Source organism: Allobosea sp. P4_C6 (genome assembly GCF_056402015.1).
Map to the genome: position 1 here is coordinate 18643 of NZ_JBFUIF010000027.1, position 26189 is coordinate 44831.

The 26189-nt window shown below is 66.5% G+C and carries 27 protein-coding genes; 11 read left to right on the plus strand and 16 right to left on the minus strand.

Going from position 1 to position 26189, the window contains the following annotated elements:
* The first annotated feature begins 9 nt into the window (after positions 1-9).
* From fliG to flbD, 4 genes are read left to right on the plus strand one after another with little or no spacing between them, the layout of a single operon-like run.
* Positions 10-1089, plus strand: a complete 1080-nt coding sequence (gene fliG / locus AC1DVA_RS18635; RefSeq protein ID WP_265054478.1) for a flagellar motor switch protein FliG — start codon at positions 10-12, stop codon at positions 1087-1089.
* Between the two features lies 1 nt (position 1090).
* The gene (locus AC1DVA_RS18640; RefSeq protein ID WP_476806868.1) at positions 1091-1681 is read left to right on the plus strand and encodes a FliH/SctL family protein; all 591 of its coding nucleotides are present in this window, start codon (positions 1091-1093) and stop codon (positions 1679-1681) included.
* 11 nt (positions 1682-1692) lie between these two features.
* Positions 1693-2043 carry a flagellar motor switch protein FliN gene (gene fliN / locus AC1DVA_RS18645; RefSeq protein WP_265054476.1) on the plus strand — a complete coding sequence of 117 codons (351 nt, stop codon included), beginning with the start codon at positions 1693-1695 and terminating at the stop codon, positions 2041-2043.
* A gap of 44 nt (positions 2044-2087) precedes the next feature.
* On the plus strand, positions 2088-3452 hold the full coding sequence (flbD, locus tag AC1DVA_RS18650; protein ID WP_265054475.1) for a sigma-54-dependent transcriptional regulator FlbD: 1365 nt from the start codon (positions 2088-2090) through the stop codon (positions 3450-3452).
* A gap of 18 nt (positions 3453-3470) precedes the next feature.
* Here flbD and AC1DVA_RS18655 read toward each other — a convergent pair whose 3' ends face one another.
* From AC1DVA_RS18655 to AC1DVA_RS18665, 3 genes are all read right to left on the minus strand, one after another.
* Complete coding sequence (locus AC1DVA_RS18655; protein WP_265054474.1) at positions 3471-3782, minus strand: hypothetical protein; 312 nt, start codon at positions 3780-3782, stop codon at positions 3471-3473.
* 134 nt (positions 3783-3916) lie between these two features.
* A complete protein-coding gene (locus AC1DVA_RS18660) occupies positions 3917-5359 on the minus strand; it encodes an MFS transporter (RefSeq protein ID WP_265054473.1) in 1443 nt (480 codons plus the stop codon).
* Positions 5360-5442: 83 nt separating this feature from the next.
* A complete protein-coding gene (locus AC1DVA_RS18665; protein WP_265054472.1) occupies positions 5443-5757 on the minus strand; it encodes a hypothetical protein in 315 nt (104 codons plus the stop codon).
* 243 nt (positions 5758-6000) lie between these two features.
* On the opposite strand from AC1DVA_RS18665, the gene flhA reads away from it, so the two are divergent.
* Together flhA and AC1DVA_RS18675 are read left to right on the plus strand one after the other, a co-directional pair.
* Positions 6001-8133: a flagellar biosynthesis protein FlhA gene (gene flhA / locus AC1DVA_RS18670; protein WP_265054471.1), complete on the plus strand. Its 2133-nt coding sequence runs from the start codon at positions 6001-6003 to the stop codon at positions 8131-8133.
* Between the two features lie 83 nt (positions 8134-8216).
* Complete coding sequence (locus AC1DVA_RS18675; RefSeq protein WP_476806869.1) at positions 8217-9104, plus strand: DMT family transporter; 888 nt, start codon at positions 8217-8219, stop codon at positions 9102-9104.
* Between the two features lie 111 nt (positions 9105-9215).
* Here AC1DVA_RS18675 and AC1DVA_RS18680 read toward each other — a convergent pair whose 3' ends face one another.
* The 3 genes from AC1DVA_RS18680 to AC1DVA_RS18690 all read right to left on the minus strand — a co-directional run bounded on the left by AC1DVA_RS18680 (position 9216) and on the right by AC1DVA_RS18690 (position 11270).
* Positions 9216-10253: a lysylphosphatidylglycerol synthase transmembrane domain-containing protein gene (locus AC1DVA_RS18680; protein ID WP_265054469.1), complete on the minus strand. Its 1038-nt coding sequence runs from the start codon at positions 10251-10253 to the stop codon at positions 9216-9218.
* A gap of 145 nt (positions 10254-10398) precedes the next feature.
* Entirely contained in the window at positions 10399-10767 is a 369-nt protein-coding gene (gene copM / locus AC1DVA_RS18685; protein WP_265054468.1) for a CopM family metallochaperone, read from the minus strand.
* 74 nt (positions 10768-10841) lie between these two features.
* Positions 10842-11270, minus strand: a complete 429-nt coding sequence (locus AC1DVA_RS18690; RefSeq protein WP_476806870.1) for a hypothetical protein — start codon at positions 11268-11270, stop codon at positions 10842-10844.
* 81 nt (positions 11271-11351) lie between these two features.
* Between AC1DVA_RS18690 and AC1DVA_RS18695 the strand changes: the two genes are divergently transcribed.
* Complete coding sequence (locus AC1DVA_RS18695; protein WP_265054466.1) at positions 11352-11966, plus strand: GNAT family N-acetyltransferase; 615 nt, start codon at positions 11352-11354, stop codon at positions 11964-11966.
* Positions 11967-12020: 54 nt separating this feature from the next.
* Here AC1DVA_RS18695 and fliJ read toward each other — a convergent pair whose 3' ends face one another.
* Positions 12021-12425: a flagellar export protein FliJ gene (fliJ, locus tag AC1DVA_RS18700; protein WP_476806871.1), complete on the minus strand. Its 405-nt coding sequence runs from the start codon at positions 12423-12425 to the stop codon at positions 12021-12023.
* A gap of 231 nt (positions 12426-12656) precedes the next feature.
* Between fliJ and AC1DVA_RS18705 the strand changes: the two genes are divergently transcribed.
* On the plus strand, positions 12657-13862 hold the full coding sequence (locus tag AC1DVA_RS18705; protein ID WP_265054464.1) for an MFS transporter: 1206 nt from the start codon (positions 12657-12659) through the stop codon (positions 13860-13862).
* A gap of 6 nt (positions 13863-13868) precedes the next feature.
* On the opposite strand, the gene AC1DVA_RS18710 is transcribed toward AC1DVA_RS18705, so the two are convergent.
* Together AC1DVA_RS18710 and fliI are read right to left on the minus strand one after the other, a co-directional pair.
* On the minus strand, positions 13869-14222 hold the full coding sequence (locus AC1DVA_RS18710; RefSeq protein WP_265054463.1) for a DUF1304 domain-containing protein: 354 nt from the start codon (positions 14220-14222) through the stop codon (positions 13869-13871).
* Positions 14223-14255: 33 nt separating this feature from the next.
* Positions 14256-15602, minus strand: a complete 1347-nt coding sequence (gene fliI, locus AC1DVA_RS18715) for a flagellar protein export ATPase FliI (RefSeq protein ID WP_476806872.1) — start codon at positions 15600-15602, stop codon at positions 14256-14258.
* A gap of 956 nt (positions 15603-16558) precedes the next feature.
* Between fliI and ctrA the strand changes: the two genes are divergently transcribed.
* Positions 16559-17260, plus strand: coding sequence for a response regulator transcription factor CtrA (gene ctrA / locus AC1DVA_RS18720; protein WP_038359314.1), 702 nt, complete (start codon positions 16559-16561; stop codon positions 17258-17260).
* 160 nt (positions 17261-17420) lie between these two features.
* On the opposite strand, the gene AC1DVA_RS18725 is transcribed toward ctrA, so the two are convergent.
* From AC1DVA_RS18725 to chpT, 6 genes are all read right to left on the minus strand, one after another.
* Positions 17421-18308, minus strand: a complete 888-nt coding sequence (locus AC1DVA_RS18725; protein WP_265054460.1) for a CheR family methyltransferase — start codon at positions 18306-18308, stop codon at positions 17421-17423.
* Positions 18305-19369: a chemotaxis-specific protein-glutamate methyltransferase CheB gene (gene cheB, locus AC1DVA_RS18730; protein ID WP_476806873.1), complete on the minus strand. Its 1065-nt coding sequence runs from the start codon at positions 19367-19369 to the stop codon at positions 18305-18307. Before cheB ends, AC1DVA_RS18725 begins: the two co-directional genes overlap by 4 nt.
* A 121-nt stretch (positions 19370-19490) precedes the next feature.
* Positions 19491-19856, minus strand: a complete 366-nt coding sequence (locus AC1DVA_RS18735) for a response regulator (protein WP_038359309.1) — start codon at positions 19854-19856, stop codon at positions 19491-19493.
* A gap of 29 nt (positions 19857-19885) precedes the next feature.
* Positions 19886-20374 (minus strand): chemotaxis protein CheW, encoded by a 489-nt coding sequence (locus AC1DVA_RS18740; protein WP_265054458.1) that lies wholly within the window; start codon positions 20372-20374, stop codon positions 19886-19888.
* On the minus strand, positions 20371-22977 hold the full coding sequence (locus AC1DVA_RS18745) for a chemotaxis protein CheW (protein WP_476806874.1): 2607 nt from the start codon (positions 22975-22977) through the stop codon (positions 20371-20373). Before AC1DVA_RS18745 ends, AC1DVA_RS18740 begins: the two co-directional genes overlap by 4 nt.
* 93 nt (positions 22978-23070) lie before the next feature.
* Positions 23071-23712 carry a histidine phosphotransferase ChpT gene (gene chpT / locus AC1DVA_RS18750; protein WP_265054456.1) on the minus strand — a complete coding sequence of 214 codons (642 nt, stop codon included), beginning with the start codon at positions 23710-23712 and terminating at the stop codon, positions 23071-23073.
* A 127-nt stretch (positions 23713-23839) separates the two neighbouring features.
* Here chpT and AC1DVA_RS18755 point away from each other — a divergent pair, with 127 nt between their 5' ends.
* The gene (locus AC1DVA_RS18755) at positions 23840-24673 is read left to right on the plus strand and encodes a 3'(2'),5'-bisphosphate nucleotidase CysQ family protein (RefSeq protein ID WP_476806875.1); all 834 of its coding nucleotides are present in this window, start codon (positions 23840-23842) and stop codon (positions 24671-24673) included.
* Between the two features lie 6 nt (positions 24674-24679).
* On the opposite strand, the gene AC1DVA_RS18760 is transcribed toward AC1DVA_RS18755, so the two are convergent.
* Positions 24680-25237, minus strand: coding sequence for a YHS domain-containing (seleno)protein (locus AC1DVA_RS18760; RefSeq protein ID WP_265054454.1), 558 nt, complete (start codon positions 25235-25237; stop codon positions 24680-24682).
* Positions 25238-25531: 294 nt separating this feature from the next.
* Between AC1DVA_RS18760 and AC1DVA_RS18765 the strand changes: the two genes are divergently transcribed.
* Positions 25532-26119 (plus strand): DUF1134 domain-containing protein, encoded by a 588-nt coding sequence (locus AC1DVA_RS18765; RefSeq protein ID WP_265054453.1) that lies wholly within the window; start codon positions 25532-25534, stop codon positions 26117-26119.
* Positions 26120-26189: the final 70 nt, after the last annotated feature.

Below are 26189 nucleotides of genomic sequence, written 5' to 3' on the forward strand. Positions count from 1 at the left end.
CGCTGAACCATGGCTGAGCCACGATCCATCGCAACGCGTAGCACATCCCTCCAGGACAGCATCGAGGGTGGCGGCTTCGGCGTGACCACCATCGCCGAGATGAGCGGCCCGCAGCGTGCGGCCGTGATCCTGCTCGTCCTCGGCGAGGACCATGGCCGGACGATCTGGCGGGAGTTCGACGACGACGAGATCCGCATCATCACGCGCGCCATGGCGGAGCTCGGCACGGTCGATGCGGACGAGGTCGAGCGACTGATGCTTGATTTTGTCGGGAAGCTCTCCAGCGCCGGCGCCGTCACCGGCTCCTTCGACCGCACGATCTCGCTGCTCGAGAAGATCCTGCCGAGCGATCAGGTCGCGCTGATCATGGAGGAAATCCGCGGGCCGGCCGGCCGCAACATGTGGCAGAAGCTCGGCAACATCGATGCCGTCGTGCTCGCGAATTTCCTGAAGAACGAATATCCGCAGACCATTGCCGTGATCCTGTCCAAGATCCGGCCGGAGCATGCCGCCAACGTGCTGCGCAATCTGCCGAACGACCTGTCCATCGAGGTGGTCGGACGCATGCTGCGGCTGGAATCGGTGCAGAAGGAAGCGCTCGACCATATCGAGAATACGCTGCGGACCGAATTCGTCTCGACCTTGACCCAGACGCGTCGCCGCGATCCGCACGAGATGATGGCCGAGATCTTCAACGGGTTCGACCGGCAGACCGAGATGCGCTTCCTCTCGGCACTCGACGCCTCGAACCAGGAATCGGCCGAGCGTATCCGCGCCCTGATGTTCACCTTCGAGGACCTCGCCAAGCTCGACCCGGCCGGGTTGCAGACGCTGATGCGCCAGGTCGACAAGGACACGCTGGCGCGCGCGCTCAAGGGTGCGAGCCAATCGATGCGGGACTTCTTCTTCGGCGCGATGTCCCAGCGCGCGGCGAAGAACATGCAGGACGACATGGAAGGTCTCGGACCCCTCCGCCTCAAGGAGGTCGACGAGGCCCAGACCAAGCTCGTCCAGATGACGAAGGACCTGGCGGACAAGGGCGAGATCGTCCTGTCCAAGGGCAATGCCGACGACGAGCTGGTGTACTGAGATGTCCTCCGCGACGAAATTCATGTTCGGGGCGGATTTCCGCGAAGGCGGTCGAAAGGCCGCCGGCGAGGCCGAGCTCGCGGCAGCGCGGGACGAGGGCTTCCATGCCGGCCATGAGCAGGCACGCCGGGAAGCGGAGGCGCAGCTCACCGGCCTGACGGGCCAGATCGCGCGTTCGGCCGAGCGGCTCTTCGCGCAGGAGGCGGCTCGCACCGCGGCGCTGGAGGAGCATGCCGCGCATGTCGCCCTCGTGACCGCAAAGGCGCTGGCAGGTGCCGCGCTGGCGGATAAGCCGATGGCTGCGCTGGCGGGAGCCGTACGCGAATGCCTGAGCCACGCCAGGACGGCGCCGCATCTCGTGCTGCGGGTCAACGAGGCGATGGTCGAGCCGGCCGAGGAGTTGGCTCGCAAGCTTACGGCCGAGCACGGCTTCTCCGGAAAGCTGATCGTGCTCGGTCAGGCCGACATCGCGCCTGGGGACGGGCGCATCGAATGGGCGGAGGGCGGTTTCGTCCTCGACAGCCAGCAGCTTTCGGCCCTGGTCGAGCAGGCGGTCGCGCGCGTGTTCGGCCATGGCCAGGCGGAACCATGAAAGTTTGAGCCATGAGCCAGGAGAACGATCTCAACCTGCCGCCGCTGAACCAGGCCGATCTGTCGTTCGACCAGAACCAGACCTCGGTCGCACGGTCCGGCCCGGTCCCGGTCAAGACGGCCGAGGATCTCGAGCAGGTCTTCGACGTTCCCGTCATGGTTTCGGCCGTGCTCGGGTCGTCGAAGGTCGCGGTGGGAGACCTGCTCCAGATCGTGCCGGGCACGGTGCTGGAACTCGACCGGCGTGTCGGCGAGGCGATCGACATCTTCGTCAACGAGCGGCTGGTGGCGCGCGGCGAAGTCGTCGTCGTCGAGGACCGGCTCGGCGTGACCATGACGGAAATCATCAAGGCGGACCGGTGAGAGCCGGGACCGCCATCGTGACGCAGAACAGAAGGACCTGAGCCATGCGCCTCATCATCGCCGGCGGTCTCAAGGGACAGATCATCGCCGCGGCCAAGATCGCGATGTCGCACGGAGCGGCCGTGACGCATACCGAAGGGCTCGAACAGACCCTCGCGGTGCTGCGCTCCAAGGGCGCCGACCTGCTGATGATCGATGTCGTGCAGCCGATCGCAGCCTATGTGGCGGCGCTGGAAGCCGAGCGCATCCGCACCCCCATCGTCGCCTGCGGCACCTCGACCGATGCCCGCGCGGCTGTCGCGGCGATCCAGGCGGGTGCGCGCGAATACGTACCGCTGCCGCCCGATCCGGAACTGATCGCGGCAGTACTGGAGGCTGTCGCCGCCGACCAGTCCAGCCTGATCTGGCGCGATCCGGCGATGGAGCGCGTCGTGCAACTCGCCTCGCAGATCGCGCGTTCGGAGGCACCGGTCCTCGTCACGGGTGAGAGCGGCACCGGCAAGGAGGTAATCGCCCGTCATCTGCACCAGAAATCGGCGCGCAAGGACAAGCCTTTCGTAGCGGTGAACTGCGCGGCCATCCCCGACAACCTGCTCGAATCCGAGCTGTTCGGCCATGAGAAGGGCGCCTTCACCGGCGCCATCGCGCGCCGGATCGGCAAGTTCGAGGAGGCCCATGGCGGCACGCTGCTGCTCGACGAAATCTCCGAGATGGACGTCCGTCTGCAGGCCAAGCTGCTGCGCGCGCTGCAGGAGCGCATGGTCGACCGTGTCGGCGGCACGCAGCCGGTCAAGGTCGATATCCGTATCATCGCGACCTCGAACCGCAATCTCGGGGACGCCGTGCGCGACGGGCTGTTCCGCGAGGACCTGTTCTACCGGCTGAACGTGGTGCATCTGCGCCTGCCGGCGCTGCGCGAGCGGCCGGGCGACATCCTGGCGCTGGCGGACCATTTCGCCAAGAAATACGCCGATCTGAATGGTCTGCCGGTGCGGCCGATCGCAGCCGATGCGCGCAAGCTTCTGCTCGCCAATGCCTGGCGCGGCAATGTGCGTGAGCTGGAGAACACCATGCACCGGGCGGTGCTGCTGGCCAGCGGGCCGGAGATCGCCACCTCGGCAGTGCTGACGCCGGAGGGCGAGGCGCTATCGCCCGTTTCGACGCGCGATCCGGCCGCGCGGGCGGCACAGACGGCTGAAGCGATGACGCGTTCGCTGGTCGGGAACACCGTCGCCGATGTCGAGCGCGAGCTGATCCTCGATACGCTCGATCATTGTCTCGGCAATCGCACGCATGCGGCCAAGATCCTGGGAATCTCGATCCGCACGCTGCGTAACAAGCTCAGCGAATACACCGCCTCCGGCGTCGCCGTGGCGGAGCCGGGTCAGACGCGCATCAGCGCAGCCTGACCCGTAAGCGGCCGCTTATCAGTAGTAGCGCCGGCGATAGTAGCGCGGCCTGGCGTAGTAGCGGGGCCGATAGTAGTAGCGCGGCCTGGCATAATAGCGGGGCCGGGCGTAATACCGCGGACGGCGGTAATAATAGTATTGGCTGAATTCGGCGTCGGTCTTGTCCAGCGCCTCCTTCATTTCGGCCGGGACCGCCTCGTCGCCCTGGGCGGGCTCGGCTTCCGGCTTCAGGACCGGCTTCGGCTGGGCCGCTTCGGCGGCGGCGATGCCGCCCATGCCGGCAGTTGCCAAGCCTCCAACCAGCGTCATCAGGAATGAGCGTCTGTCCACAACGACCTCCAGGCTTCTGTCACCACATCTTCCCCTACATTCTTAAGGCCGGAACGCAGGTCACGAGTAATGCATTTAAATGATGCTTTGTTCCCGAGGCCGGCTTTCCGGCGCTATGGTTACGGGCATGGCGATCAATCCACGGCGTTGAGTGGACGCGCGACGCTTTCGAGCGGCTTGCGTTCGGCCCGGACGGCGAAGCGAGCCGCAATCAAGGCCGCTCCGAGCATCAGCGCGGCGCCGAGCAGATAGCCGGCGAAGACGCTGCCGCGCGATCCGGTATCGATCAGCACGCCGAAGAGCCAGGGGCCGGCGATGCCGCCCGCGCCGGTGCCGACCGCGTAGAACACCGCGATGGCCAGCGCGCGCATCTCGACGGGGAAGGTTTCCGAGACCGTGAGATAGGCCGAACTCGCCGCGGCCGAAGCGAAGAAGAAGACCACGCTCCAGCACAGGGTGAGCTGCGCGGCGGTGAGCCAGTCCTGCCAGAACATATAGCCCGTGCCGGTCAGCAGCACGCCCGAGAGCGCATAGGTCGCGGCGATCATCACGCGGCGGCCGATCGTGTCGAACAGCCGGCCGATCAGCAGGGGGCCGAGGAAATTACCGGCGGCGAAGGGCAGGATGAACCAGCCGATATTCTGCGAGGGCACCCCGTAGAAATCGGTCAGGATCAGCGCGTAGGTGAAGAAGATCGCGTTGTAGAAGAAGGCCTGCGACAGCATCAGCGCCAGCCCGACGAGCGCGCGCTCGCGATGGACAACGAACAGGGCGCGAAAGACCTCCCCGAGCGGCGTCGCGGCGCGGGGGCGCAGCTTCGTTAGGGACAGGACCTCGCCGGCGGGCGGGACGAAGCCGGCGCGGCGCTCGATATCGGCGACGATGGCAGCGGCGCGCTCCGGCTGGCCGTGGCTGATCAGCCAGCGCGGGCTTTCCGGAATCCATTGCCGCAGGAAGAGGATGACGAGGCCCAGCGCGGCGCCGATGAAGAAGGCGAGGCGCCAGCCATGCTCCGGGTTGATCCAGGCCGGATCAAGCAGGACGATGGCGCCGAGCGCGCCGAGCGCCGCCCCGACCCAGAACGAGCCGTTGATGACGAGGTCGGTCCAGCCACGCACGCGGGCGGGGATGAGTTCCTGAATGGTCGAGTTGATCGCGGTGTATTCGCCGCCGATGCCCATGCCGGTCATGAAGCGGAAGAGAATGAAGCTCGTGACGTTCCAGGAAAACGCGGTGGCCGCCGTCGCGGAGAGATAGACGAGAACCGTGAGGGTGAAGAGCTTCTTGCGGCCGAGGCGGTCGGTCAGCCAGCCGAAGAGCACGGCGCCGACCACCGCGCCGGCGATATAGGCCGCTCCCGCAAGGCCGATCTCGGTATTGGTGAAGCGAAGAACCGGGCTTTCCTTCAGCGCGCCGGATACGGCGCCAGCCAGCGTGACCTCGAGCCCGTCGAGGATCCAGGTGATGCCGAGCGCGACGACGACGAGCGTGTGAAACCGCGACCAGGGCAGGCGGTCCAGCCGCGCCGGGACATCGGTGGTGATCGTGCCGTCCTGATCGATGCCCGGCGCTGTCATGCCGGCTTCCTCCCGAATATCGCTTGCCGAATGTCTTGGTGACGAAGAAGGGCGGCACCGGCAGGTGCCGCCCTCCGAGCTTGTCAACGGATGTAGTAGACGCGGCCGTTGCGGACCACGCGGCGCGGGCGGCGGTGCACTGGCGGCGGGGGCGGGCGGCGATGGTGCCGATAGCGGGACGGGTGGTCGCGATAATGAGACGGGTGGCCGCGATGGTACTGCGTAAATTCGGTGTCAGCCTGATCGAGGCCAGCCTTGAGATTGGCGTCCAGCTCGCCCGCGGCGGCTTCGGCGGGCGCAGCGGCCGCTTCGATCATGCTCGTCGCCATGGCGGTACCGCCAATGCCGGCGACTGCGAGACCGCCGAAAAGACTCGTCAAAAAGGAACGTCGATTCAAGATTACCTCCGATATCAGCGGGAACTGGCAAGATATTGCCGCCCGCAGCCGAGTTGGGGTGGCGAATGGGGCCACAACGCGGCGTTTCGATAACCATCCGTTCATCAGATGGTTCCGCGACGGTATTAATCCGCTTCTTAACAATTCGTTCACCATACACCCGGCAAGAATTGCCGGGTTGCGCTTCAATTCGAAGCGCTCGCTTGCCTCATGGCGGGCATCAGGCGGCGGGCGGAACGGTCGATGACCGATGTGACGGCAGGGCAGGGGAGAGGGTTCAGCGTTCCCGATCGCGGCGCGCTGGGAAAGCTCTTAAACCGGCCCGATCTGTTCCTCGCCATCGGCGTCATGGGCATCCTGGTGGTGCTCATCTTCCCGATGCCGGCGCTGCTGCTCGACCTGATGCTGGCGCTCTCGATCATCCTGTCGGTACTGGTGCTGATGACCGCGCTCTTCATCGAGGAGCCGCTGGAGTTCTCAGCCTTTCCGACGGTGCTGCTGATCGTCACCATGTTCCGGCTGGCGCTGAACCTGGCCTCGACGCGTCTCATCCTCGCGCATGGGCACGAAGGCACGGCGGCGGCCGGTCACGTCATCGAGGCCTTCGCCGGCTTCGTCATGAGCGGCAATTTCGTGATCGGGGTGATCGTCTTCACCATCCTGATCATCGTGAACTTCGTGGTCATCACCAAGGGCTCGGGCCGCATTGCCGAGGTCGCCGCCCGCTTCACCCTCGACGCCATGCCCGGCAAGCAGATGGCGATCGATGCCGATCTCTCGGCCGGCCTGATCGACCAGGACACCGCCAAGCTCCGCCGCAAGGCTCTGGAGGACGAATCCTCCTTCTTCGGCTCGATGGACGGCGCCTCGAAATTCGTGCGCGGCGACGCCATTGCCGCCCTGCTGATCACCTTCATCAACGTGCTCGGCGGCATCATCATCGGCGTGGCGCAGCAGGGGCTGAGCTTCGGCGACGCGGCCCACAACTATACCCTGCTCACCGTCGGCGACGGTCTCGTCAGCCAGGTCCCGGCGCTGATCGTCTCGACCGCCGCGGGCCTGCTCGTGTCGAAGGCGGGCGTGCGCGGTGCGGCCGACAAGGCGCTGGGCCAGCAGCTCTCCGGCTACCCGAAAGCGCTCGGCATGTCGGCGGCGGTGATGCTGCTGATCGCGCTGCTGCCGGGCATCCCGATGCTGCCCTTCCTGCTGCTCGCGGGCGGCGCCGGTTACCTCGCCCGCCGCTTCGGCCAGGCGGCCAAGAAGCGAGAGGCCGAGCAGGCGCTCGCCGGTGGCACGGCGCAGTCCGGTACGGCCATGGCGGCGGACGGCACGCCGCGCGAGGAGACGCTCAACGACCTCCTGAAGATGGACGAGCTGAAGATCGAGATCGGCTACGGGCTGTTGCCGCTGGTCAACGCCGCCGGCGGGCAGGACCGGCTGACCGATCAGGTCCGGGCGCTGCGGCGCCAGCTCGCCGCCGAGCTCGGCTTCGTCATGCCGGCAGTGCGCATCGTCGACAACGTCCAGCTCGAGGCGAACCACTACTTCATCAAGATCAAGGAGATCGATGCCGGGCACGGCATCGTCTATGCCGGCCAGTACATGGCCATGGATCCGATGGGCGGCGCGGTCAATCTGCCCGGCCACAACGTGCTTGAGCCGACCTTCGGCCTGCCGGCGACCTGGATCGACGGCGCGCTGCAGGACGAGGCGCAACTGCGCGGCTACACCGTGGTCGACGCCGCGACGGTGATCTCGACGCATCTGACGGAAGTGCTGAAGTCGAACATGCCGGAGCTGCTCTCGCATACCGAGGTGCAGAAGCTGCTGCGCGAATTGCCGAAGGACCATGCCGATCTCGTCAAGGAGATCGTGCCGAGCCAGATCTCGACCACCGGCATCCAGCGCGTGCTGCAACTCCTGCTGGGCGAGCGCATCTCGATCCGCGACCTGCCGACCATCATCGAAGGCGTCGCCGAGGTTTCGGCTGGCGTGCGCAGTCCGCGCGACATCGCCGAGCATGTCCGCGCCCGGCTGGCCCGCCAGATCTGCGCGCAGTTCTCGAACCAGCACGGCGTCCTGCCGATCATCACGCTGTCGCCGGCCTGGGAAAGCGTCTTCGCCGAATCCATCATCGGCCAGGGCGAGGACCGGCACCTCGCCATGCAGCCCTCGCGGCTGCAGGAGTTCGTGCATCACGTCCGCGACAAGTTCGAGGATGCCGCGCGTATCGGCGAGATGCCGGCGCTCGTCACCTCCGGCATGGCGCGGCCCTTCGCGCGCCAGATCATCGAGCGCTTCCGTCGCGAGACGCCGGTGCTGTCGCAGGCCGAGATCCATCCGCGGGTGCGGCTCAAGACGGTCGGCAGCGTCTGAGTCGGCCACGCCTCCGGTTTCCACGGGGGCGCGATGCCGGGCGCGCAATGGTCAGCAGCCGGGCACGCGGCTAAGCCAAATACATGTCCCGCAATGCCGCCCTCTTTGCCGTGATGTGCCTCGTCTGGGGGCTGACCTGGCTGCCGGTCAAGGTCGGCGCGGCGCATGTTCCGCCGGTGTTCCTGGCAGCGGCTCGCTTCTCGATCGCGGGCTTCGTGATGCTGCTCTGGGCCGGGCGCGACGTGCCCAAGGTTCCCCGCGAGGCCTGGCCGCGGCTGATCGGCACGGCGCTGCTGCTCAACACCGGTAACTACACCCTGCTGTTCTGGGGCACGGCGCAGGCGCCGAGCGGACTCGCGGCCATCGTCAATTTCGCGACGATCCCGATCTTCACCTTGCTGGCGAGCCGCGCGATCGAGGGCGAGCGGATCGACAGGCGCAAGCTCGCGGCGATCGCGCTCGGTACGGTCGGCCTCGGCTTCCTGTTCGCGACGCGCGCTCTCGGCGGGATCTCGGTGGCGCAGGGCAACCCGCTGGAGGTGTGGGGGCTCGCCGCCGTGGCGGCGGGGACGCTGCTCTACTGCGTCGGCGCGGTGTTGGCGCGTCCGATCGCGGGCGCGATGCCGACGTTGACGCTCGCCGGCTGGCAGACATTGATCGGCGGCATCGGGTTGACGGCGGTCTCGCTCGCCATCGAGCCGGTCGGGCGCGAGGATCTGATGATGCTGGTGCAATGGCCGGTTCTGCCGGCCGTCGTGTTCCTCATCATCGGCGGCTCGCTGATGGGCTTCACCATCTACATGCGGCTGCTGCGCGACTGGGGCGCGTTCCGGGCCGGCCTCTACGCCTTCATCAGCCCGGCGATCGCGGTCGCGGTCGGTGTCGTCGCGCTGCACGAGCCTTTCGGCTGGTCGGAGGCGACCGGCGCGCTGCTGATGTTCGGGGCGGCCGCGATCGCGCTCAAGCGCTAAGCGTCATTCTGGGGCGAAGCGGAGCGCAGACCCGAGAATCTCTGCCGGAACGGGGTGCCGAGCCTCTTTTGCCCGAGATGCTGGGGTCAGGCCCGAGCATGACGGCCGTTGCTAGGGCGGCGGCGCGATGCGGGTGCTACGCTTGAGCTGCGCCCGCTCGAAGGCCAGCACGATCGGCAGCGAGATCACCAGAGGCAGGATCAGGTAGAACAGCCGCCAGATCAGCAGCGCGGCGAAGACCGCCGGGGCCGGCACGCCCGGCATGACGGCGAGAAACACCGCCTCCATCACACCGACGCCGCCCGGAACCTGGCTGAGGAGCCCGGCGGAGAAGGACAGCAGGAAGGCGCCCAGCACAATCAGGAAGCCGGGATTGCCCTGGTCAGGCAGCGCGAAATAGATGATGCCGGCAGCGCCCGCGAGCTCGAGCGGGGCGGCGAGATACTGCCTGATGACGATGGGCAGACGCGGATAGATGATCTCGAACTTGCCGATCTTCAGCGGCCGGAAGCGCAGCCAGGACCCGATCGTGTAAAGCGCGACGAAGGCGAGCATGCCGACGCCGATCATGCGGGCGGTGCGGTCGGTGATCGCGAACCATTTCGACATCCGCTCGAGCGGATGCAGGATCTGGGGTTCGTAGAGCAGGACGAGGCCCATCAGGAAGATGGTGCCGAAGGCGAAGGTGAAGGAGCAGAGCGCGACGAGGACCGCGACTTCGCCGGCCGTCAGGCCCTTCGCCGTATAGGCCCGGTAGCGCACCATGCCGCCCGAGAAGACCGAGGCGCCGATGTTGTGGGAGAGCGCGTAGGTCACGAAGGAGCAGAGCGAGATGTAGAACCAGGAGATGCCCTTCTCCTTGCCGAGATGGATCAGGGCGATGCGGTCGTACCAGGCGAGCGCGGCATAGGCGACGAGGGTCGCCAGCGCGGCGTGGTAGAAGGCTTCCGGCGGGATCACCGCGATCTTGTGGCCGATCCGGTGGGCGATGATCTTGATGCTCTGCCAGAGGCTGGCATTCTCGAGCAGCGCCTCGATGGCGGCGTCGGAGCCGGCCTCCGCCTTGAGCTTGCCCCAGAGCAGTTCGACCGACCAGACGACCGCAACGAGCCCGATGATCGGCCAAAGGTAGTCCAGATAACGTTTCATGCAGGTCGCGGGGCTGGGAGCGATCGACGGGGTGACGCGAGGGCCCATGCCGTCACCGCTGCGGCGCGAACCTTACATTCTCTGTGCCAGCGGGACGGGGCGAGGGCAAGCGCCCGCAGACGCTCGCCCCCGCCGCTGGGCAAGGTTATTTGCCGTTCTTCTTCAGCCAGTCCCGCATCGTCGCCACTTCCTTCTCCTGGTCGCGGATGACGCTCTCGGCGAGCTTGCGGATCTCGGGGTCCTTGCCGTGGACGAGGACGACCTTGGCCATGTCGATCGCGCCCTGATGATGCGGGATCATGCTGCGAACGAAATCGACATCGGCATCGCCGGAATAGGGGACGTCCATCTGCTTGTGCATCTTCGCATTGGCGTCCTTGTAGGCCTTGGTCGCGGCGCTCTCGGTGGTGGCCGAAGCAGCGGGCGCGCCATGGCCCTGATGCTGCGCCTGGGCGGCGCTGCCGAACGTGCCCGCGGCAAGAAGGGCTGCCAGCGCAAGAGTGGTACGATTCATCTGTCTTGTCCTTGATCGATGCGAAAAGCGGATCGCGCCAGAAAGCGGCTTGTCTGATCCGCGAGGAAGGGGAGTCAGGCCGGGAGCAGGGATCGCGGCGGTCGCTCCGCCGGTTCCATGGACAGGCCTCCGGCCAGGATGGCGAGGGTCGGCGGCATCCTCGACCAGTTGATCACTGCCTCCAGCACCGGCGCCGCCGGCGCGTGAGCGATCAGGCCGCAGCCGACGACGCAGCAGAGCGGCATGGCGGATGCCGAATGGTCCGCGGTGCTTGATTCGCGACAGGGGGTGGGCGCCTGAGCCTGCTCCACGGCGACCGCCGGTGTTTTCTCGGCATGGTGCGGCCGTTCGCCCATGGGCATGCGCATCATCGTCGCCGCCAGCGTGGCATGCGGCAGCACGGCAAAACACATCACCAGCAGCGCGAACAACAGCCCGAACGGCCGGTCGCGCTGCGGCAGGCGCCTCGATCTCTCATCGATGTCACGCGGGGCATGCATCATTGCGCGGTGATCTTTCGAACCCGATCATGTCATGATCGGGGCGAACATCATTTTCCAAGCCATCGGTGCAACCTGCGTCCCATGTCCCAAAGCCTGACCATCACCCTCACCGGAACGACCGACCTGCCGCCGGGCAAGATCGCGACGATCGTGACGTCGCTGGAAATGCGCGAACGGCCGCAGGAACGGGCCGATCCGCCGGGAACCGAGGGGTTCTCGCTGGACACGATCGATCGCGGCGATGTCGAGCGCTACCTGCGCATCTATCGCCTGCTCGGCGAGCGCTGGATGTGGTTCAGCCGGTTGACCCAGCCGCGCGCGGAGCTTCTGGACATCTTTGCCGACCCGGCGGTCGCGCTCTATGCGGCGCGATTCGACGGCCGGGATGTCGGCCTGCTCGAGCTGGATTTCCGCGTAGGGGGACAGGGCGAACTCGCCTTTTTCGGGCTGGACGAGCCGGTCCTCGGCAAGGGGGCGGGCCGCTGGCTGATGAACCGGGCGCTCGCTCTGGCCTGGGCCCAGCCGATTTCGCGCTTCTGGGTTCATACCTGCACGATCGACCATCCCGGCGCTCTCGATTTTTATCAGCGCTCGGGCTTCAAGGTGTTCAAGCGCGGCATCGAGATCGACGACGATCCGCGACTCCACGGGCACATGCCGCCGGGCAGCGTGCCGCATCACCCCGTCATCGCATAAGAAAAAGGCGGCGTCCCAGGAACGCCGCCTCATTACAGAGACCGTCGAAATCGCTCAGGCGCGCGAGCGCAGCCCGATCGCGTCCATCGTGGCTTGGTCGCGGGCCGCTTCGGCGGCGCGCTCGGTGGCGCGTTCGCGATCGTCGAGGATCTCGACCTTCTTCATGTCCTCGAAGGCCTCCTGAAGCTCGCCCTTGGCTTCCTCGAGCTGGCCTTTCAGGTTGTCGGCCGACTGGCGCAGGTTGTCGCGGCGGCCGAGCGYCGCCTTGGCATAGGTCGGATAGGCGAAGTGAGCCGGGTCGGCGATGCCCGCGCGGGCTTCCTCGGCCTGGATCTCCCGATCGAGATCGCTCGCCATCCTGTGGAAGTCGGCGATCATCATCTCGATCTGGCTTACCCGGCGACGTTTCTCGTCGACCTGGAAGCGCTTCAGCCGCAGAAGGGTCTCTCGCGACTTCATGTCGTTTTCAACTCCTGATTACGCATTGGCCACCGCCGACCCCTCGGCAACAGCCCGAACTCCATCCGCGAGACGAGGCGCAGCATGGCGCAAGGAGGTTGACCTTTCCTTACCGAAACGGGCTGCTTTTTCTGCATGATCAAACCGCGCTGCGGCTGCTGCCGCGAACTGGCGCGATGATCTAGTGACTGCGGCAGCGGTCGCCCGGCCCCTGCCTGCGGATATCCTGTCTTGGCCTTCTTCTCTCGTTTCGGCGGGCATGGTCCCCTGCTCTGCGGCCTCGCGCTCACGCGCATCATCGGCTGGGGCTCGACCTTCTATTCGCCCTCCGTGCTGGTGAGGGCGCTCGACCGCGAGATCGGCCTCAACCCCGAGATCGTCTTCGGCGGCATCACCATCCTGCTGATCACGGGCGCGCTGATCGCCCCCGCGATCGGCCGGCAGCTAGACCGGGAGGGCACCCGGCGCTCGATGTGCATGGGCGCCGTGATCTGCGCGCTCGGGCTTGCGGTCCTCGCCATGGCGCAGGGGCCGGTCAGCTATCTCGCAAGCTGGTTCGTCATCGGGCTGGGGCACGCGATGTCGCTTGCGAATGTCGGAAACGTCACCATCGCGCAGCTGATGGGCGAGCGCACGCGGCGCGTCATCGGACTGATGATGCTCGTGACAGGGCTCGCATCGAGCGTGTTCTGGCCGCTGACCGCGGTGCTGATGGATGCCTTCGGCTGGCGGGCGACGCTTCTCGTCTTCGCGGCGATGCAGATCGTGATCGTGCTGCCGATCTATGCCGCCGTTCCGCGCTTCCGGCACGTGCCGCCGTCCGCGAAAGCGACCGGGGCGCCCTCGCCGGGCGAGAATGGGCGCGTTCCGTCCTCCTTGCGCAAAGCCGCTTTCTGGCTGGTCGCGCTCGCCTTCTCGGCGAGCGGGCTGGTCTCCTGGGGGCTGCCGCTGCATCTGATCACCCTCTTTCAGGAGGCCGGGCTGACGCAGGCCGAGGCGGTCTGGATCGCGACGCTGAGCGGGCCGGCGACGATCGCGGCACGCGCCATCGACGCGACGCTCGGCGAACGGCTGCCGGCGGAGAAGGTCGCATTGTCCGGCCTGCTGTTCGGGCCGGCGCTGTGCCTCGCGCTGCCGCTCGTCCCGATGACGATTGGCGCTGCGGCGGGCTTCGTCGTGCTGTTCAGCGCCGCGCTCGGGGTCATCTCCGTGGCGCGGGCGACGCTGCCGCTCGCCCTGTTCGGCCGCAACGGCTTCGCTGCGATGCTCGGCAAGCTCACCGTGCCGCAGAACATCACCTTCGCCGCGGCACCGCTGCTCTTCGCCGTGATGGTCGAGCGTCTCGGTGCCGATATGACCTTGATCGTCTCGGCCGCGATCCAGGCGATCGGTTTTGCGGCGATGTTCGCGCTGGTGCGAATGCTGGCGCGGGCCTGACGCCGCTCAGACGCCCGCCAGCAGGGCGACGATCGCGAGTGCCGCGGGCAGCGCCTGGATATAGAGGATCTTGCGGCTCGCCGTGGCCGCGCCGAAGACGCCGGCGACCAGGACGCAAGCCAGGAAGAACAGCTTGATCGGAAAGCCCGCCGCACCGAGCCAGAGCCCCCAGGCCAGGCCGGCGACGAGGAAGCCGTTATAGAGCCCCTGATTGGCCGCCAGGACCTTCGAACGTGCGGCGAATTCCGGTGTCAGCCCGAAGGCCTTGTGCCCACGCGGCGTATCCCACAGCCACATTTCGAGAACGACGATGTAGATGTGTATGAGGGTGACGAGGCCGATCAGGACCGAGGCAATCATCGAGACGTCATCCTGTGAGGCTCCGAACCGGCGTCATACGCCATCGCTCATGATGGCGGCTAGGCGTTGATAGCATTCCGGCAGCGGAGTCGCGTCGTCCCTCGACTGCTTGAGGAAGGCTTCGAGCGGAGGATGCCGGCGGATCGCCTCGTCGACCTCGACGGAGGCGCCCTGGCGATAGGCGCCAAGCCGGATCAACTCCTCCATATCGGCATAGGTCGCGAGCGTCGCGCGGGCCTTCTGCACGATCGGGTAATAGGCGGGATCGCAGGAGCGCGGCATGGTCCGCGATACAGATTTCAGGATGTTGACGGCGGGATAGCGCCCGCGCTCGGCGATGGAGCGCTCCATGACGATGTGTCCGTCGAGGATGCCGCGCACCGCGTCCGCGACGGGCTCGTCATGGTCGCCGCCGTCGACGAGCACGGTGAAGAGACCGGTGATCGCGCCGTCGGCCGTGCCCGGCCCGGCTCGCTCCAGCAGGCGCGGCAGTTCGGCGAAGACGGTCGGGGTGTAGCCCTTGGTGGTCGGCGGCTCGCCTGCCGCCAATCCGATCTCGCGCATCGCCATGGCAAAGCGCGTCACCGAATCCATCAGGCACATCACCTGCAGGCCTCGGTCGCGGAAGTACTCGGCCAGCGTCAGCGTGGTCAGAGCAGCCTGCTTGCGCATCAGCGCCGGCTCGTCGGAGGTCGCGACGACCACGATCGAACGGGCAAGGCCCTGCGGGCCGAGATCTTCCTGCAGGAACTCCTGGACCTCGCGGCCGCGCTCGCCGACGAGGCCGATGATGTTGACGTCGGCCTGCGCATAGCGCGCGAGCATGGAGAGCAGGACGGATTTGCCGACGCCCGAGCCGGCGAAGATGCCCATGCGCTGGCCGACGCAGCAGGTCAGGAAAGTGTTGAGGGCGCGCACGCCGAGGTCGAGCGGCTTGCCGACACGGCGCCGCTTGTGGGCCGGCGGCGGATCGCTGCGAAAGGCGAAGAGCGTGTCGCCCTGCGGCAAGGGCGGCCCGCCATCGACCGGACGGCCGAGCGCATCGACCACGCGGCCGAGCCATGCGGGGGTGGGGCGCAGTCCGGGCTGGGCCCGGTCGACATGGACCGGGCAGCCGCGGCGCACGCCGTCCAGCCCGCCGAACGGCATCACCAGCGCCTTCTCGCCCGAAAAGCCGACGACTTCGCAGGGAACGCGCGTTCCCGGTGCGATCTCGATACCGACCCGGCCGCCCAGGCTCATCGCTCCGATCGGTCCGGCGACCTCGACCAGCAGGCCGCGTACGCCGATGACGCGGCCATAGATGCTCAGCGCCTCGAGGTGCTCGATGGTCGAGGCGAGGGCGGAGAGGCGGTCGTGACCATAGGGGGGGCTGCTCATGAAAACCGCGTCAACTCTTCGTTCACCTCGCCAAAAAGCGAAACCCGATCCGGTCGCTGTACCGATATCCCGTCCGGGCGATTACGACGGCCAATGATGGCTGATCGGATCGGAGAACCGTTGCGCAAACGGGTTATATCCGGTCGAGGCGGCATTGCCCATCGCCTGTGCCGGGTGCTTGTCATCGCTCGCGAACGTGTCACACGGCCGTCACAAACAAGAAGACACCGGGCAGGTGCCTTTGGGAGAAATGCGATGGGGCCTCGTTTGGGGCTGGGCGCGTTGGTGCTCGCAATGGGGTTGGTGGCCGCCAAGCATGCCGGCTTTCCGATCTCATGGACATGGGCAACGGCGCCGCTCTGGCTACCGATAGTCGGTTTTGTGCTGTTCGCGGCAGGCTGCGTGGTGCTCGCGGCATGCGCCATGGGCCAGAAGCCGCGAGAGCGGAGCGCGGGCGAGAATCTGCAGTCGGATTCGCCTGGAGACGGCCGCGCCCGCGAAGCCGTGCGCCAGCCGAAAGCGTAGGCGGGACAGCGCATATCGCGTGGCGATTCCGGAGGGTGCGCGACTGTCATCGGTGCTCCGATCAGCCTCCTGTGCAAAAGCCTAACAAATTGCGGTGATTTACCGTTCATTAAGCTCTGTGATTAACACTGCAGATCGAGGCTGCCGCGTGTCGCAGGGCTTTTCCGTCCTGTTTCCCGAAGCATCCCTCCGCGGAAAGCGTTTTCGCGGACGAGAGTCATCCGATCCGTGTCAAATTCGACTCACCTCGACAAGGATCGTTAACTTTCTCCGAGGAAGCGCTTGCGCTCGGGAATCACGGTTTGTTAACCAGTTCTTCGTAGCGTGTCGCGTGGCGTTTCATTGGGCAAGTGCGTCGTCGCCAAGGGCCGGAAGGTTCGGGCGAAAGGCAACGGTCAACCTGCCCTGCGGGCGAAATTGGGGATGTGGACATGCGGGTTCTGCTGATCGAGGACGATAGCGCGACCGCTCAAAGCATCGAGCTCATGCTCAAATCCGAGAGCTTCAACGTCTACACGACGGATCTCGGCGAAGAGGGCGTCGATCTCGGCAAGCTCTACGACTACGACATCATCCTGCTCGACCTGAACCTCCCCGACATGTCGGGTTACGAGGTTCTGCGCAGCTTGCGGGTCGCCAAGGTCAAGACGCCGATCCTGATCCTGTCCGGCCTCGCCGGCATCGAGGACAAGGTGAAGGGCCTCGGCTTCGGTGCCGACGACTACCTCACCAAGCCGTTCCACAAGGACGAACTGGTCGCCCGCATCCATGCGATCGTGCGCCGCTCGAAGGGCCACGCCCAGTCGGTCATCACCACCGGCGACCTCGTGGTCAACCTCGACACCAAGACCGTGGAAGTCGACGCCGCCCGCGTCCACCTCACCGGCAAGGAATACCAGATGCTGGAGCTGCTCTCGCTCCGGAAGGGCACGACGCTCACCAAGGAGATGTTCCTCAACCATCTCTATGGCGGAATGGACGAGCCCGAGCTCAAGATCATCGATGTGTTCATCTGCAAGCTGCGCAAAAAGCTGGCGAATGCGTCGGACGGCAAGAACTACATCGAGACCGTCTGGGGCCGCGGCTATGTGCTGCGCGAGCCCAGCGATGTCGAGGAACGCATTCCGGCCTGACGCTTTCTCGTCTCGCCTGGCCGTCATCGGGCGGTCATGGAACTATGCCATACATGTTTTGACCTGATCGTCGGATGTACACGACAGGTCGACGGGACCCCGCCGCGAGGCGGGGTTTTTGTTTGGCGGCTTGCTCGGGAGGCGGTCGCGGATCTGGCGCTCAGGCACGCCAGCCGGCGAGCGGCGCGGCATAGGCGCGGGATCCGGCCGTCGTGACGGCACGCGGCTGCGCGGCGAGGGGCGCCTGACGGTAGAGGCCCCGATGATCGGGATCGCCGACGAACTTCGTCGCAAGCCCGAGCACGGTTTCCGCGGCGCCGAGAATGAAGGCTCCATCGGGCGCAAGCCGCGGGGCCAGCAGCTCCAGGACCTTCATCTTGGTCGGCACGTCGAAGTAGATCAGCACATTGCGACATAAGATGATGTCGAAGCGGCCGAGATGGTCGTTTCGCTCGAGCAGGTTGTGCTGGCGGAACTCGACCATGTGGCGCAGGCGCTCAGTGAGTTGCCATTTATCGCCGCGCTGCTCGAAATACTTCAGCAGCATCTGGATCGGCAGGCCGCGCTGGATCTCGAACTGGCTGTAGATGCCCGACCGGGCTTTCTCGAGAATCTCCGCGGAAATATCCGTGCCGATGATTTCGACCTTCCAGCCGGCGAGGCGCCCGGCGATATCGTCGATCAGCATGGCCAGCGAATAGGCTTCCTGCCCGCTCGAAACCGCAGCACACCAGATGCGGAGCGAGCGGCTGGCAGCGTTGGCAGCGAGGCGTTCCGGCAGGATCACGTCGCGGAACAGGTCAAACGGCGTCCTGTCGCGGAAAAAAAGCGTCTCGTTCGTCGTCATCGCATCGACGACGGCGTTCTCCAGCAGGCGATCACGCCCCAGCCGAAGCTGGCCGATCAGGGTCGCGATGTCGGCAACGCCGCGTCGGCGGCAGAGGATGCTGAGGCGGCTTTCGGCGAGGTACTGCTTGTCGGCCGTCAGCGACAGGCCGGAACGCTGCTGCAGCAGCAGCCGCAGATATGCGAAATCGGTCTCGGTCATGCCGGCTGCACCCCGCGCACCAGGCAGCGGATCGAGGCGCCGATCTCGTCGAGCGGGATCACGGCGCTGGCGTGGCGCGCGCGGACGACCGAGCCCGGCATGCCCCAGATCGTGCTGCTCTGCTCGTCCTGCGCCAGAACGGCAGCGCCTGCCTTGCGCAGGGCGCCGGCGCCTTCGGTGCCGTCGCTGCCCATGCCGGTGAGGACGAGGCCGAGGGCCGCGGCGCCGAGATGGCGTGCCGCGTCGTTGAACAGCACGTCGACCGCAGGCCGGCAGAAATTGACCGGCGCTTCGTCGCCGATGCGCGCGACGATGTGGCCGAGGCGGCGATCGATGCCGAGATGGCGCCCGCCGGGCGCGACATAGACCGTGCCGCGCGTCAGGCGCTCGCCGTCGAAGGGCTCGCGCGCGGGCACGCCGATATGGCTGGCGACCTGTTCGGCGAAGGAGGCGGTGAACAGCGGCGGCATATGCTGGACGACCAGCGTCGTCAGGTCGTGGAGGCCATCGCCGATATCGAACAGCGCCTTGGCGACGGAGCGCGGGCCACCGGTGGAGGCGCCGATGACGAGATAGCGCGGCATCACCGAGACGAGCGGGCGCAGATTGACCGGACCGGTATGGTGCAGGTCGACGACATCGACCTCCGGCGGCAGCGAGCCCGGCTTTATCGGCGTGTGGGCGATGTTGCCGAGCTTGAGCAGGAATTCGCTGCGGAAATCCAGGGAGAGCGTCATGCCGCTGCGGCTGTCCGGCTTCGATACGACGTCCATCGCGCCCTTGGTCATGCATTCGAGCGCGATGCGGGTGTTGCGTTCGTTCAGCGTGGCGGCGAGCAGAACACCGGTATTGGGGCTCTCCCTGAGAATCTGGGGCAGGGCGGCTGCGCCGTCGACGCCGGGCATGTCGAGGTCGAGCACCATCACGTCGGGCTTGTAGCGCGTCGCATGGGCGACGGCGGTTTCACCGTCCCCCGCGACCGCGACGACGTGGAAATGCCCGGCTTCCCCCAGCCAACGCGCGAAAAGCCCGCGCACGACGACGGAGTCGTCGGCGATCACGACCGTCTTGTGCCGGTTCGCCGGAGTTGGAGAGGAAAGGCGGGTAGCCATCATCAGGACTTTGCTTATAGGGGCGACCGCGTCAGCGGAGGGATCGGACTCCGTTCCGGAGCCGGCCTGTTCAGAGCAGGCCGACCTGATGGAACTTCGACGCCACGATCTCCTTGTCGAACGGTTTCATGATGTACTCGTCGGCGCCCGCATGCATGGCGCGCGCGATGTGGGCGATGTCGTTTTCCGTGGTGCAGAAGACGACTTTCGGCCGCTTGCCGCCCGGCATCTGGCGCAGCGTGCGCAGGAATTCGTAGCCGTCCATGATCGGCATGTTCCAGTCGAGCAGCACGGCATCGGGCATCTCGCCCTTGCAGGCGTCGATCGCGCGCGCGCCGTCTTCGGCTTCGGCGATACGGAATTGCAGACCTTCCAGAATCCGGCGCGCGACTTTCCGGATCACCGCTGAGTCATCGACGACGAGGCAATATTTCATGGTGCTCTCCAAAACTGTGTGGCCGCGCCTCAGGCCGCGGTGGCAAGGTCAAGATCGAGGACGGCGTCGAGATCGAGTATGACGAGGAGTTCGTCGGCGAGCCGGTGAACGCCCATGGCCAACGCGGTCCAGACGCGATCGAGATGAACCGGGAGCGGCTCGAAGGTGGAGCGGTCCAAACGGATCACCTCGCCGACGGCGTCGACGATCAATGCATAGGCCTCGCCGCCGTGGTCGATGCCGATCGCGGTCAACTCGCCTTGCCCCTCGGCATCCGGGACAGGCCGGCCGAGGCGCTTGCGCAGGCAGATCGCCGTGACGATGCGCCCCCGCAGATTGAGCAGGCCGACGATCTCGCCCGGCGCGCGCGGAACGACCGTGATGCGGTCGGTGATGAAGACGTCCTGCACGCGCCCGATCGGCAGCCCGAGCAATTGCTCGCCGATCCGGATCGTCACGTAGTCCAGCGATTCGCTGAAGCCGACGTGCTGGGCCTTGGTGGGGTCGGAGGGGGTCATGCCGCCTGCCTCATATCCGTGCCCCCGGCATTCAGCTCGCTCAGCAGGGCCCGGCGATCGAACTTCGCGATGACATCGTCGAAGCCGGCTTGTACGGCGCGCATGTGCAGGTCCGGCGTCGCGCAGGTCGTGAGGCCGAGGATACGCAGACGCTCGCTCCCGGGCTGGGCGCGCAACGTCGCGGCGAAGGCGAAGGCCGTTTCCATCTGCCGGTCGAGATCGAGCAGCGCGATGCTGAACGGCTCGTCTGTGGCGGAAGTATCGAGATTGAAATCGGCCGCCAGGGTGATCGCGTGGCCGGAAGCCCTCATGATCGGGCTCAGCATCTCACGCAGGAAGTCCGACGGTTCGACCAGCAGAACCTGGCCCGATGCGGCGGAACCGCGCTTCGCGGCGAACCAGCCGGGCTCGCTCAGCGGCAGATAATGGGCGAGATCGACGATATCGGTGGCACGGCCCCGGATCATCGCCGAGCCGATCACGCCGCGCTGGTCGGCCGCCGCCATTTCGAGGTCGAAACTATCCTCGACGATGTCGATGATGGCCTCGACGGCAAGGGCGATCGTGAGATCGCCGTGCGATACGATGACGAGCGGCTGGATGCCCTGGCTGCGCAACTGGGTTTCTGCCAGCGGCGTGACCGGGATGAGACGCTCGCGGTAGTGCAGCAGCGTCCGGCCGCCGCCGCGCTGGAATTGAGCAGCGTCGACCTCTTCCAGCCGGGTCACGAGCGAGAGGGGCAGAGCCTGCAGGCTGCCGGCGCCGGTGCGGAAGACGAGCATCGTCTTCTTCTCGCCACCCTGCACGCGGGGGGCGGTGGCGCGCGGCTCGGCTTCGGCCTCGTCCGACAGGACGGCGCCGACGAGGCTGGYGACCCCGTTGGGATCGACGATCAGCACGACCGCGCCATCGCCAAGGATGGTGTTGCCGGAGAAGAGAGGGATGTGCCGAAGCTTGCTCGACATCGGCTTCACCACGATTTCCTCGGTGTGGAACACGCTGTCGACGAGGATTCCGAACTGCCGCTCGCCGATCTGGGTGATGACGATGAAGCCTTCGCCTTCGGTGGTCTTGGGCGCGCCCATCAGCTCGGGAAGCGAAATGATCGGCAGCAGGCGCCCGCGCAGCCGCAGGACCGGGGCGCCGTTGATCTCCTCGATGCGGTTATCGTCGCCCGCCTTGACCCGCACGAGCTCGCGCACGGCGATCTGCGGGATCGCATAGCGGTCTCTGCCCGCAATCACGATCAGAGCCGAGATGATGGCGAGCGTCAGCGGGATCTTGATGGTGATGGTGGTGCCGAGGCCGGAACGGCTGGCGACGTCGATCGTCCCGCCGATCGAATCGACATTGGCCTTGACCACATCCATGCCGACGCCGCGGCCCGAGACCGCCGTCACATTGTCGGCCGTCGAGAAGCCGGGCTGGAAGATGAAACGGCTGATCTGGGCATCGCCGAGCTTCTCGATCTCGGCTTCCGTGACGAGCCCCCGGGCCACGGCCTTGTTGCGGATACGCCCGACATCGAGCCCGCGCCCGTCATCGGCGATCGAGATCGTGACCGAGCCGCCCTCGTGATAGGCGGAGAGCCGGATCGTGCCCTGCTCGGGCTTGCCGGCATTACGGCGTTCGGCCGGGAGTTCGATCGCATGGTCGGCGCAATTGCGGACCATGTGGACGAGCGGATCCTTGATCAGGTCGAGGATCTGGCGGTCGAGTTCGGTTTCCGCGCCTTCGGTCACGAGGTCGATGCGCTTGCCGAGCTCGGCGCTGAGGTCGCGCACGATGCGCGGCAGCTTCGACCAGGCGTTGCCGATCGGCTGCATGCGCGTCTTCATCACGCCGTCCTGCAGCTCGGCGGTGATCAGCGACAGGCGCTGGAGCGGCGCCTTGAGCTTGGCGTCCTCCTGCTGGCGCGAGACCTCGAGAAGCTGGTTGCGTGTCAGGACGAGCTCCGAGACCATGGTCATCAGATGCTCGATCGTGTCGACATTGACGCGCAGCGTCGCCGGGCTGCCGGCCCGCATGCGCTCGGCGCCATCGTCGGGTTGAATGGTCTGCTCGTTGCCCTCGATGCGGCCGTCGCGGCCGCGCTGGGGGCCCGGAGCGCTGCGGAAGACGAGATCGTCGGTCGAGGGCTTGGCCACGACCTGGCCATGGCGGGCGAGATAGGCGGCGACCGGATCGAGTGGCTCCCCGGCCGGACGGGCCTGATCGAGCTCGCCCCTGGCGTGGTCGGCCAGCGCCTGCAGCTCGCCGATCAGCGTCTCGTCGTTACCCTCCGGCTCCTGGCCCTTTTCGGCGAGCTCGGCGAGGATATCCTTGATGCGGTCGATGGTTTCGAGGATCGCGGTGACGGCAGTCGGCTTCACCGTCGCCCCGTCGCGAAACTGTCCGATCACCGACTCGGCGGCATGGGTCAGCGCCTCGAGGCGCGGCAGCCCGATGAACCCGCAGGTTCCCTTGACCGTGTGAACGAGCCTGAAGATGTTGCGCAGGATGTCCCGATCGTTCGGGTCCTGCTCGAAGCGTACGAGCTCCCGATCGACCGTGTCGAGATTCTCGCCGGTCTCCGTCAGGAACTCTTGCAGCAACTCGTCCATGCAGGAACATCACTCAACGCGAAACTCTGCAGGAACTAAAGCAGCAGAAGGGTTTATGATCAGTTGAGATCGCCCTTCGACTGATGCGGATGCTCAGGCCGCCTTGGCCGCCTTGATGGTCACCGTCTCGCCTTCGATCGCGACGGAGATCGCCATGCCGGCGGCGCGCGCGACCATGCCGGTGTAGACCGGCTGGACGGCATGGGCGTCGATCGCGCCTCCCGGAGCTTCGCCGGCCAGCAACTCCTCGACATGGGCGGGAATCCGGGCATGCGAGCCGGTGGCGGTGATCTCGAAGCTGCCCTGCTCGCCCTCGACGGTGGCGCGCGAGACGAGCTTGCCGCCGCGCGGCACGGCCTGCGCCGCGATGACCAGCAGATTCAGCACGAGCTTGACCTGGTTCTTCGGCAGCAGGGCGCGCGGGGCATCCCAATCGAGCGAGAGCTTCTCGTCGTTGAGGAAGCCATTGGCGACGTTGCCGGCATCGCCGAGATCGATCATCGCGCCGGCCGATCCGGCGGCGCCGAAGGCCAGGCGGGCGAATTGCAGGCGTGCCGAAGCGTTGCGCGCACTCTTCTTGATGAGTTCGAGCGCAAAGTCGCGCATCGAGGGGTCGTCTTCCTCCAGGACCTCCAGAGCGTTGACAATCGCGCCGACCGGGCTGATCACGTCATGGCAGACGCGGCTGCACAGAAGAGCGGCCAGGTCGAGCGAGTCGAGCGAGATGGCGGTCATGGAGGGAAAATCCTGGCTTCAGCGATGCGCCGGGAGTAAGGCGCCGTTGCTGCCAGATATGCTGTCATCTTGGTTTTCATGTGGTTAACCCCCATATACCGGGCAAATGTTCGAAGGATGGGCCGCCATGATCGGCCGTGACGATCCCCGCCTGCGCGATTGCGACGGGCTGGGACGCAAACTCGCGGAAGCCGCACGGGTCAGTGCCGCCGTCCTGCTGGCGAAGCGGGCGGCGCGTGACGTGAGGCTCAAGGCTGACGGCTCGCCGGTCTGCTCGGCGGACCTGGCGGCTGACCATGCGGCCAAGGATGCGCTGGCCCGGCTGATGCCCGGTTTTCCCATCATCAGCGAGGAGACCGCCGACAGCGTCGCGCCCGGCGAGGTCTTCATACTGCTCGATCCGCTGGACGGCACGCGCGAATTCCTCGCGGGCGGCGACAGCTACTGCGTCGCGATCGCGGTCGTGTGCGACGGCCGGCCGATCGCGGGTGCGATCGCCGCTCCGGCTATCGGACGGCTTTGGTTCGCGGGCGAGCACGCCTATGTGCAGGATTTTGCCGGCGACGGCACGGCGCTCGGCGAAGCGCGCCGCACCGAGGTGCGCGCCCTTCCCAGCGATGGGCCGGTGGCGCTGGTCAGCCGCTTCCACGGCGACGGGCGCAGCGACGGCATCGCGTCGGCGATGTGCTGCAACAAGGGCATTCCGGTGTCATCCGCCGTGAAGTTCGGCATGATCGCCTCGGGCGAGGCGGACCTGCATGTGCGCTGTGGCCAGACCATGGAATGGGATATCGCGGCGGGCGACGCCATTCTTTCGGCGGCCGGCGGAATCGTGCTGACGCTCGACGGCGCCTTGCCGCATTACGGCGTCATCCAGCGGCAGTTCCGCAATCCGCCCTTCGTGGCTGCATCGAGCGAGGCGCTCGCGCGGCGCGCCATCGCCGGCGATAGCGGCTGCTGAGCCGCCTCAGCGAGCGACGAAGCGCAACACCGATTTCCAGCTGTCTTCGGCCTTGGCCAGGAGCCCGGCGTCCTGCAGGAAGCGCTGGCGGTTCTCGGCCGAGCGGAACAGGAAAAGCCGCGAGCCGATGATCGCGAACTGGCTGGGGTCGCTTTCGACGGCGACGCCGTTGGCCACTCCCGTCGGATCGAAGCCGGCGAAAGCGGGCGCATAGACTTCCGGGGCATCCCGGAAAGCCTCGAGATTGGCCTGCGAGGCGAAGCGCCAGACGATGCCGTCATGGATCAGCTCATGCTCCGGCCGGCCGGCTGCAGGCTTGCCGCCGAGCTGGTAGGACACAGGATCGAAGCCGTTGATGGCGAGGCCGGTGCGCAGATCGCGCTGCATCGCCTCCCCCAGGGACGGCAGCCCCGGCAAGCCGACTGGTAGGCCGGGTGATATCGACGATGCAGTCGAGGCAGGTTCGGCCGAGGTCGTGTGTGCGATCGCGGCAGGAGTGACGAACGACAGGCAAGCCATGCCTGCGGCAAGCGAGGTCCAGCGTTGCCTTGTTGCGGCCTTCATCACGTCAAATCCTTGCGAACTTCCAACCCCGGGCCGTTCGGCTCTCCGGAATCTTCACGCCTTGGATAGATTTGCGGCGTATCAAATTGGTTACCGAATTGATTCGTTTTCGCCGGACGTCGTGTTTCGACGGCTGTGCGAGCGGCGGATAGCCCAGGATCGGCCCGCCTTCCGGCCTGCATCGCATCTGTCCGGAACGGGTTGCATCGCAACCGGAACCGGCGCCGAGCAGCCGGGCGATCAAACCGCCCTGGGGTCCTGCCTGGCTCGACCCCCTGTCCGGAGATCTTGCTTATGAACCAGACCCGCCGCAGTCTCATCAAGGGCGGTCTCGCCGTCGCAGGCACGGGCCTGACCGGCCTGTCCACGCCGGCTTTCGCGCAGAATTACAACGAGCAGCGCAACTTCTCGCAGAACGAACTGGTCACCTCCGGCCACAAGTTCTTCGGCAACGTGTCGCGTGGCCTCGCGCTGACGATCGAAGAGGCGGTGCGGCGCTGGGGCGAACCCAACGGCTACGTGCTCGGCCAGGAGGCATCGGGTGCCTTCGTCGGCGGTCTGCGCTTCGGTGAAGGCCAGCTCTACACGCGCAATGCCGGGGATCGCCGGCTGTTCTGGCAGGGACCCTCGATCGGTTTTGATTTCGGCGGCGAAGGCGCGCGCACGATGATGCTCGTCTACAACCTGCCGGCGGTGGACGCGCTCTATCAGCGCTTCGCCGGCGTCGACGGCTCGGCCTATTTCATCGGCGGCTTCGGCTTCACGGCCCTGACGGCCGAAGGGATCACCGTGGTGCCGATCCGCACCGGCGTCGGCTGGCGGCTCGGCGTCAATCTCGGTTATCTCAAGTTCACGCCGCAGGCGACGTGGAATCCGTTCTAGTCCGCGTGGCGGAGACCGGCGACAAGCGCTGGCCATGGCTGCGCGGGCATGGCAGATTCGACGTCGTATC

Excerpts from the sequence above, each read along its gene's own strand:
- flbD (WP_265054475.1), top strand. The coding sequence starts at position 2,088 with ATGCGCCTCATCATCGCCGGCGGTCTCAAGGGACAGATCATCGCCGCG.
- AC1DVA_RS18710 (WP_265054463.1), bottom strand. The coding sequence starts at position 14,222 with ATGATTGCCTCGGTCCTGATCGGCCTCGTCACCCTCATACACATCTAC.
- fliG (WP_265054478.1), top strand. The coding sequence starts at position 10 with ATGGCTGAGCCACGATCCATCGCAACGCGTAGCACATCCCTCCAGGAC.
- AC1DVA_RS18695 (WP_265054466.1), top strand. The coding sequence starts at position 11,352 with ATGTCCCAAAGCCTGACCATCACCCTCACCGGAACGACCGACCTGCCG.
- fliN (WP_265054476.1), top strand. The coding sequence starts at position 1,693 with ATGAGCCAGGAGAACGATCTCAACCTGCCGCCGCTGAACCAGGCCGAT.
- AC1DVA_RS18735 (WP_038359309.1), bottom strand. The coding sequence starts at position 19,856 with ATGAAATATTGCCTCGTCGTCGATGACTCAGCGGTGATCCGGAAAGTC.
- copM (WP_265054468.1), bottom strand. The coding sequence starts at position 10,767 with ATGAATCGTACCACTCTTGCGCTGGCAGCCCTTCTTGCCGCGGGCACG.
- AC1DVA_RS18755 (WP_476806875.1), top strand. The coding sequence starts at position 23,840 with ATGATCGGCCGTGACGATCCCCGCCTGCGCGATTGCGACGGGCTGGGA.
- AC1DVA_RS18680 (WP_265054469.1), bottom strand. The coding sequence starts at position 10,253 with ATGAAACGTTATCTGGACTACCTTTGGCCGATCATCGGGCTCGTTGCG.
- AC1DVA_RS18640 (WP_476806868.1), top strand. The coding sequence starts at position 1,091 with ATGTCCTCCGCGACGAAATTCATGTTCGGGGCGGATTTCCGCGAAGGC.
- AC1DVA_RS18675 (WP_476806869.1), top strand. The coding sequence starts at position 8,217 with ATGTCCCGCAATGCCGCCCTCTTTGCCGTGATGTGCCTCGTCTGGGGG.
- AC1DVA_RS18760 (WP_265054454.1), bottom strand. The coding sequence starts at position 25,237 with ATGAAGGCCGCAACAAGGCAACGCTGGACCTCGCTTGCCGCAGGCATG.
- AC1DVA_RS18740 (WP_265054458.1), bottom strand. The coding sequence starts at position 20,374 with ATGACCCCCTCCGACCCCACCAAGGCCCAGCACGTCGGCTTCAGCGAA.
- AC1DVA_RS18725 (WP_265054460.1), bottom strand. The coding sequence starts at position 18,308 with ATGACCGAGACCGATTTCGCATATCTGCGGCTGCTGCTGCAGCAGCGT.
- chpT (WP_265054456.1), bottom strand. The coding sequence starts at position 23,712 with ATGACCGCCATCTCGCTCGACTCGCTCGACCTGGCCGCTCTTCTGTGC.
- AC1DVA_RS18690 (WP_476806870.1), bottom strand. The coding sequence starts at position 11,270 with ATGATGCATGCCCCGCGTGACATCGATGAGAGATCGAGGCGCCTGCCG.
- AC1DVA_RS18765 (WP_265054453.1), top strand. The coding sequence starts at position 25,532 with ATGAACCAGACCCGCCGCAGTCTCATCAAGGGCGGTCTCGCCGTCGCA.
- flhA (WP_265054471.1), top strand. The coding sequence starts at position 6,001 with ATGACCGATGTGACGGCAGGGCAGGGGAGAGGGTTCAGCGTTCCCGAT.
- fliI (WP_476806872.1), bottom strand. The coding sequence starts at position 15,602 with ATGAGCAGCCCCCCCTATGGTCACGACCGCCTCTCCGCCCTCGCCTCG.
- ctrA (WP_038359314.1), top strand. The coding sequence starts at position 16,559 with ATGCGGGTTCTGCTGATCGAGGACGATAGCGCGACCGCTCAAAGCATC.
- AC1DVA_RS18660 (WP_265054473.1), bottom strand. The coding sequence starts at position 5,359 with ATGACAGCGCCGGGCATCGATCAGGACGGCACGATCACCACCGATGTC.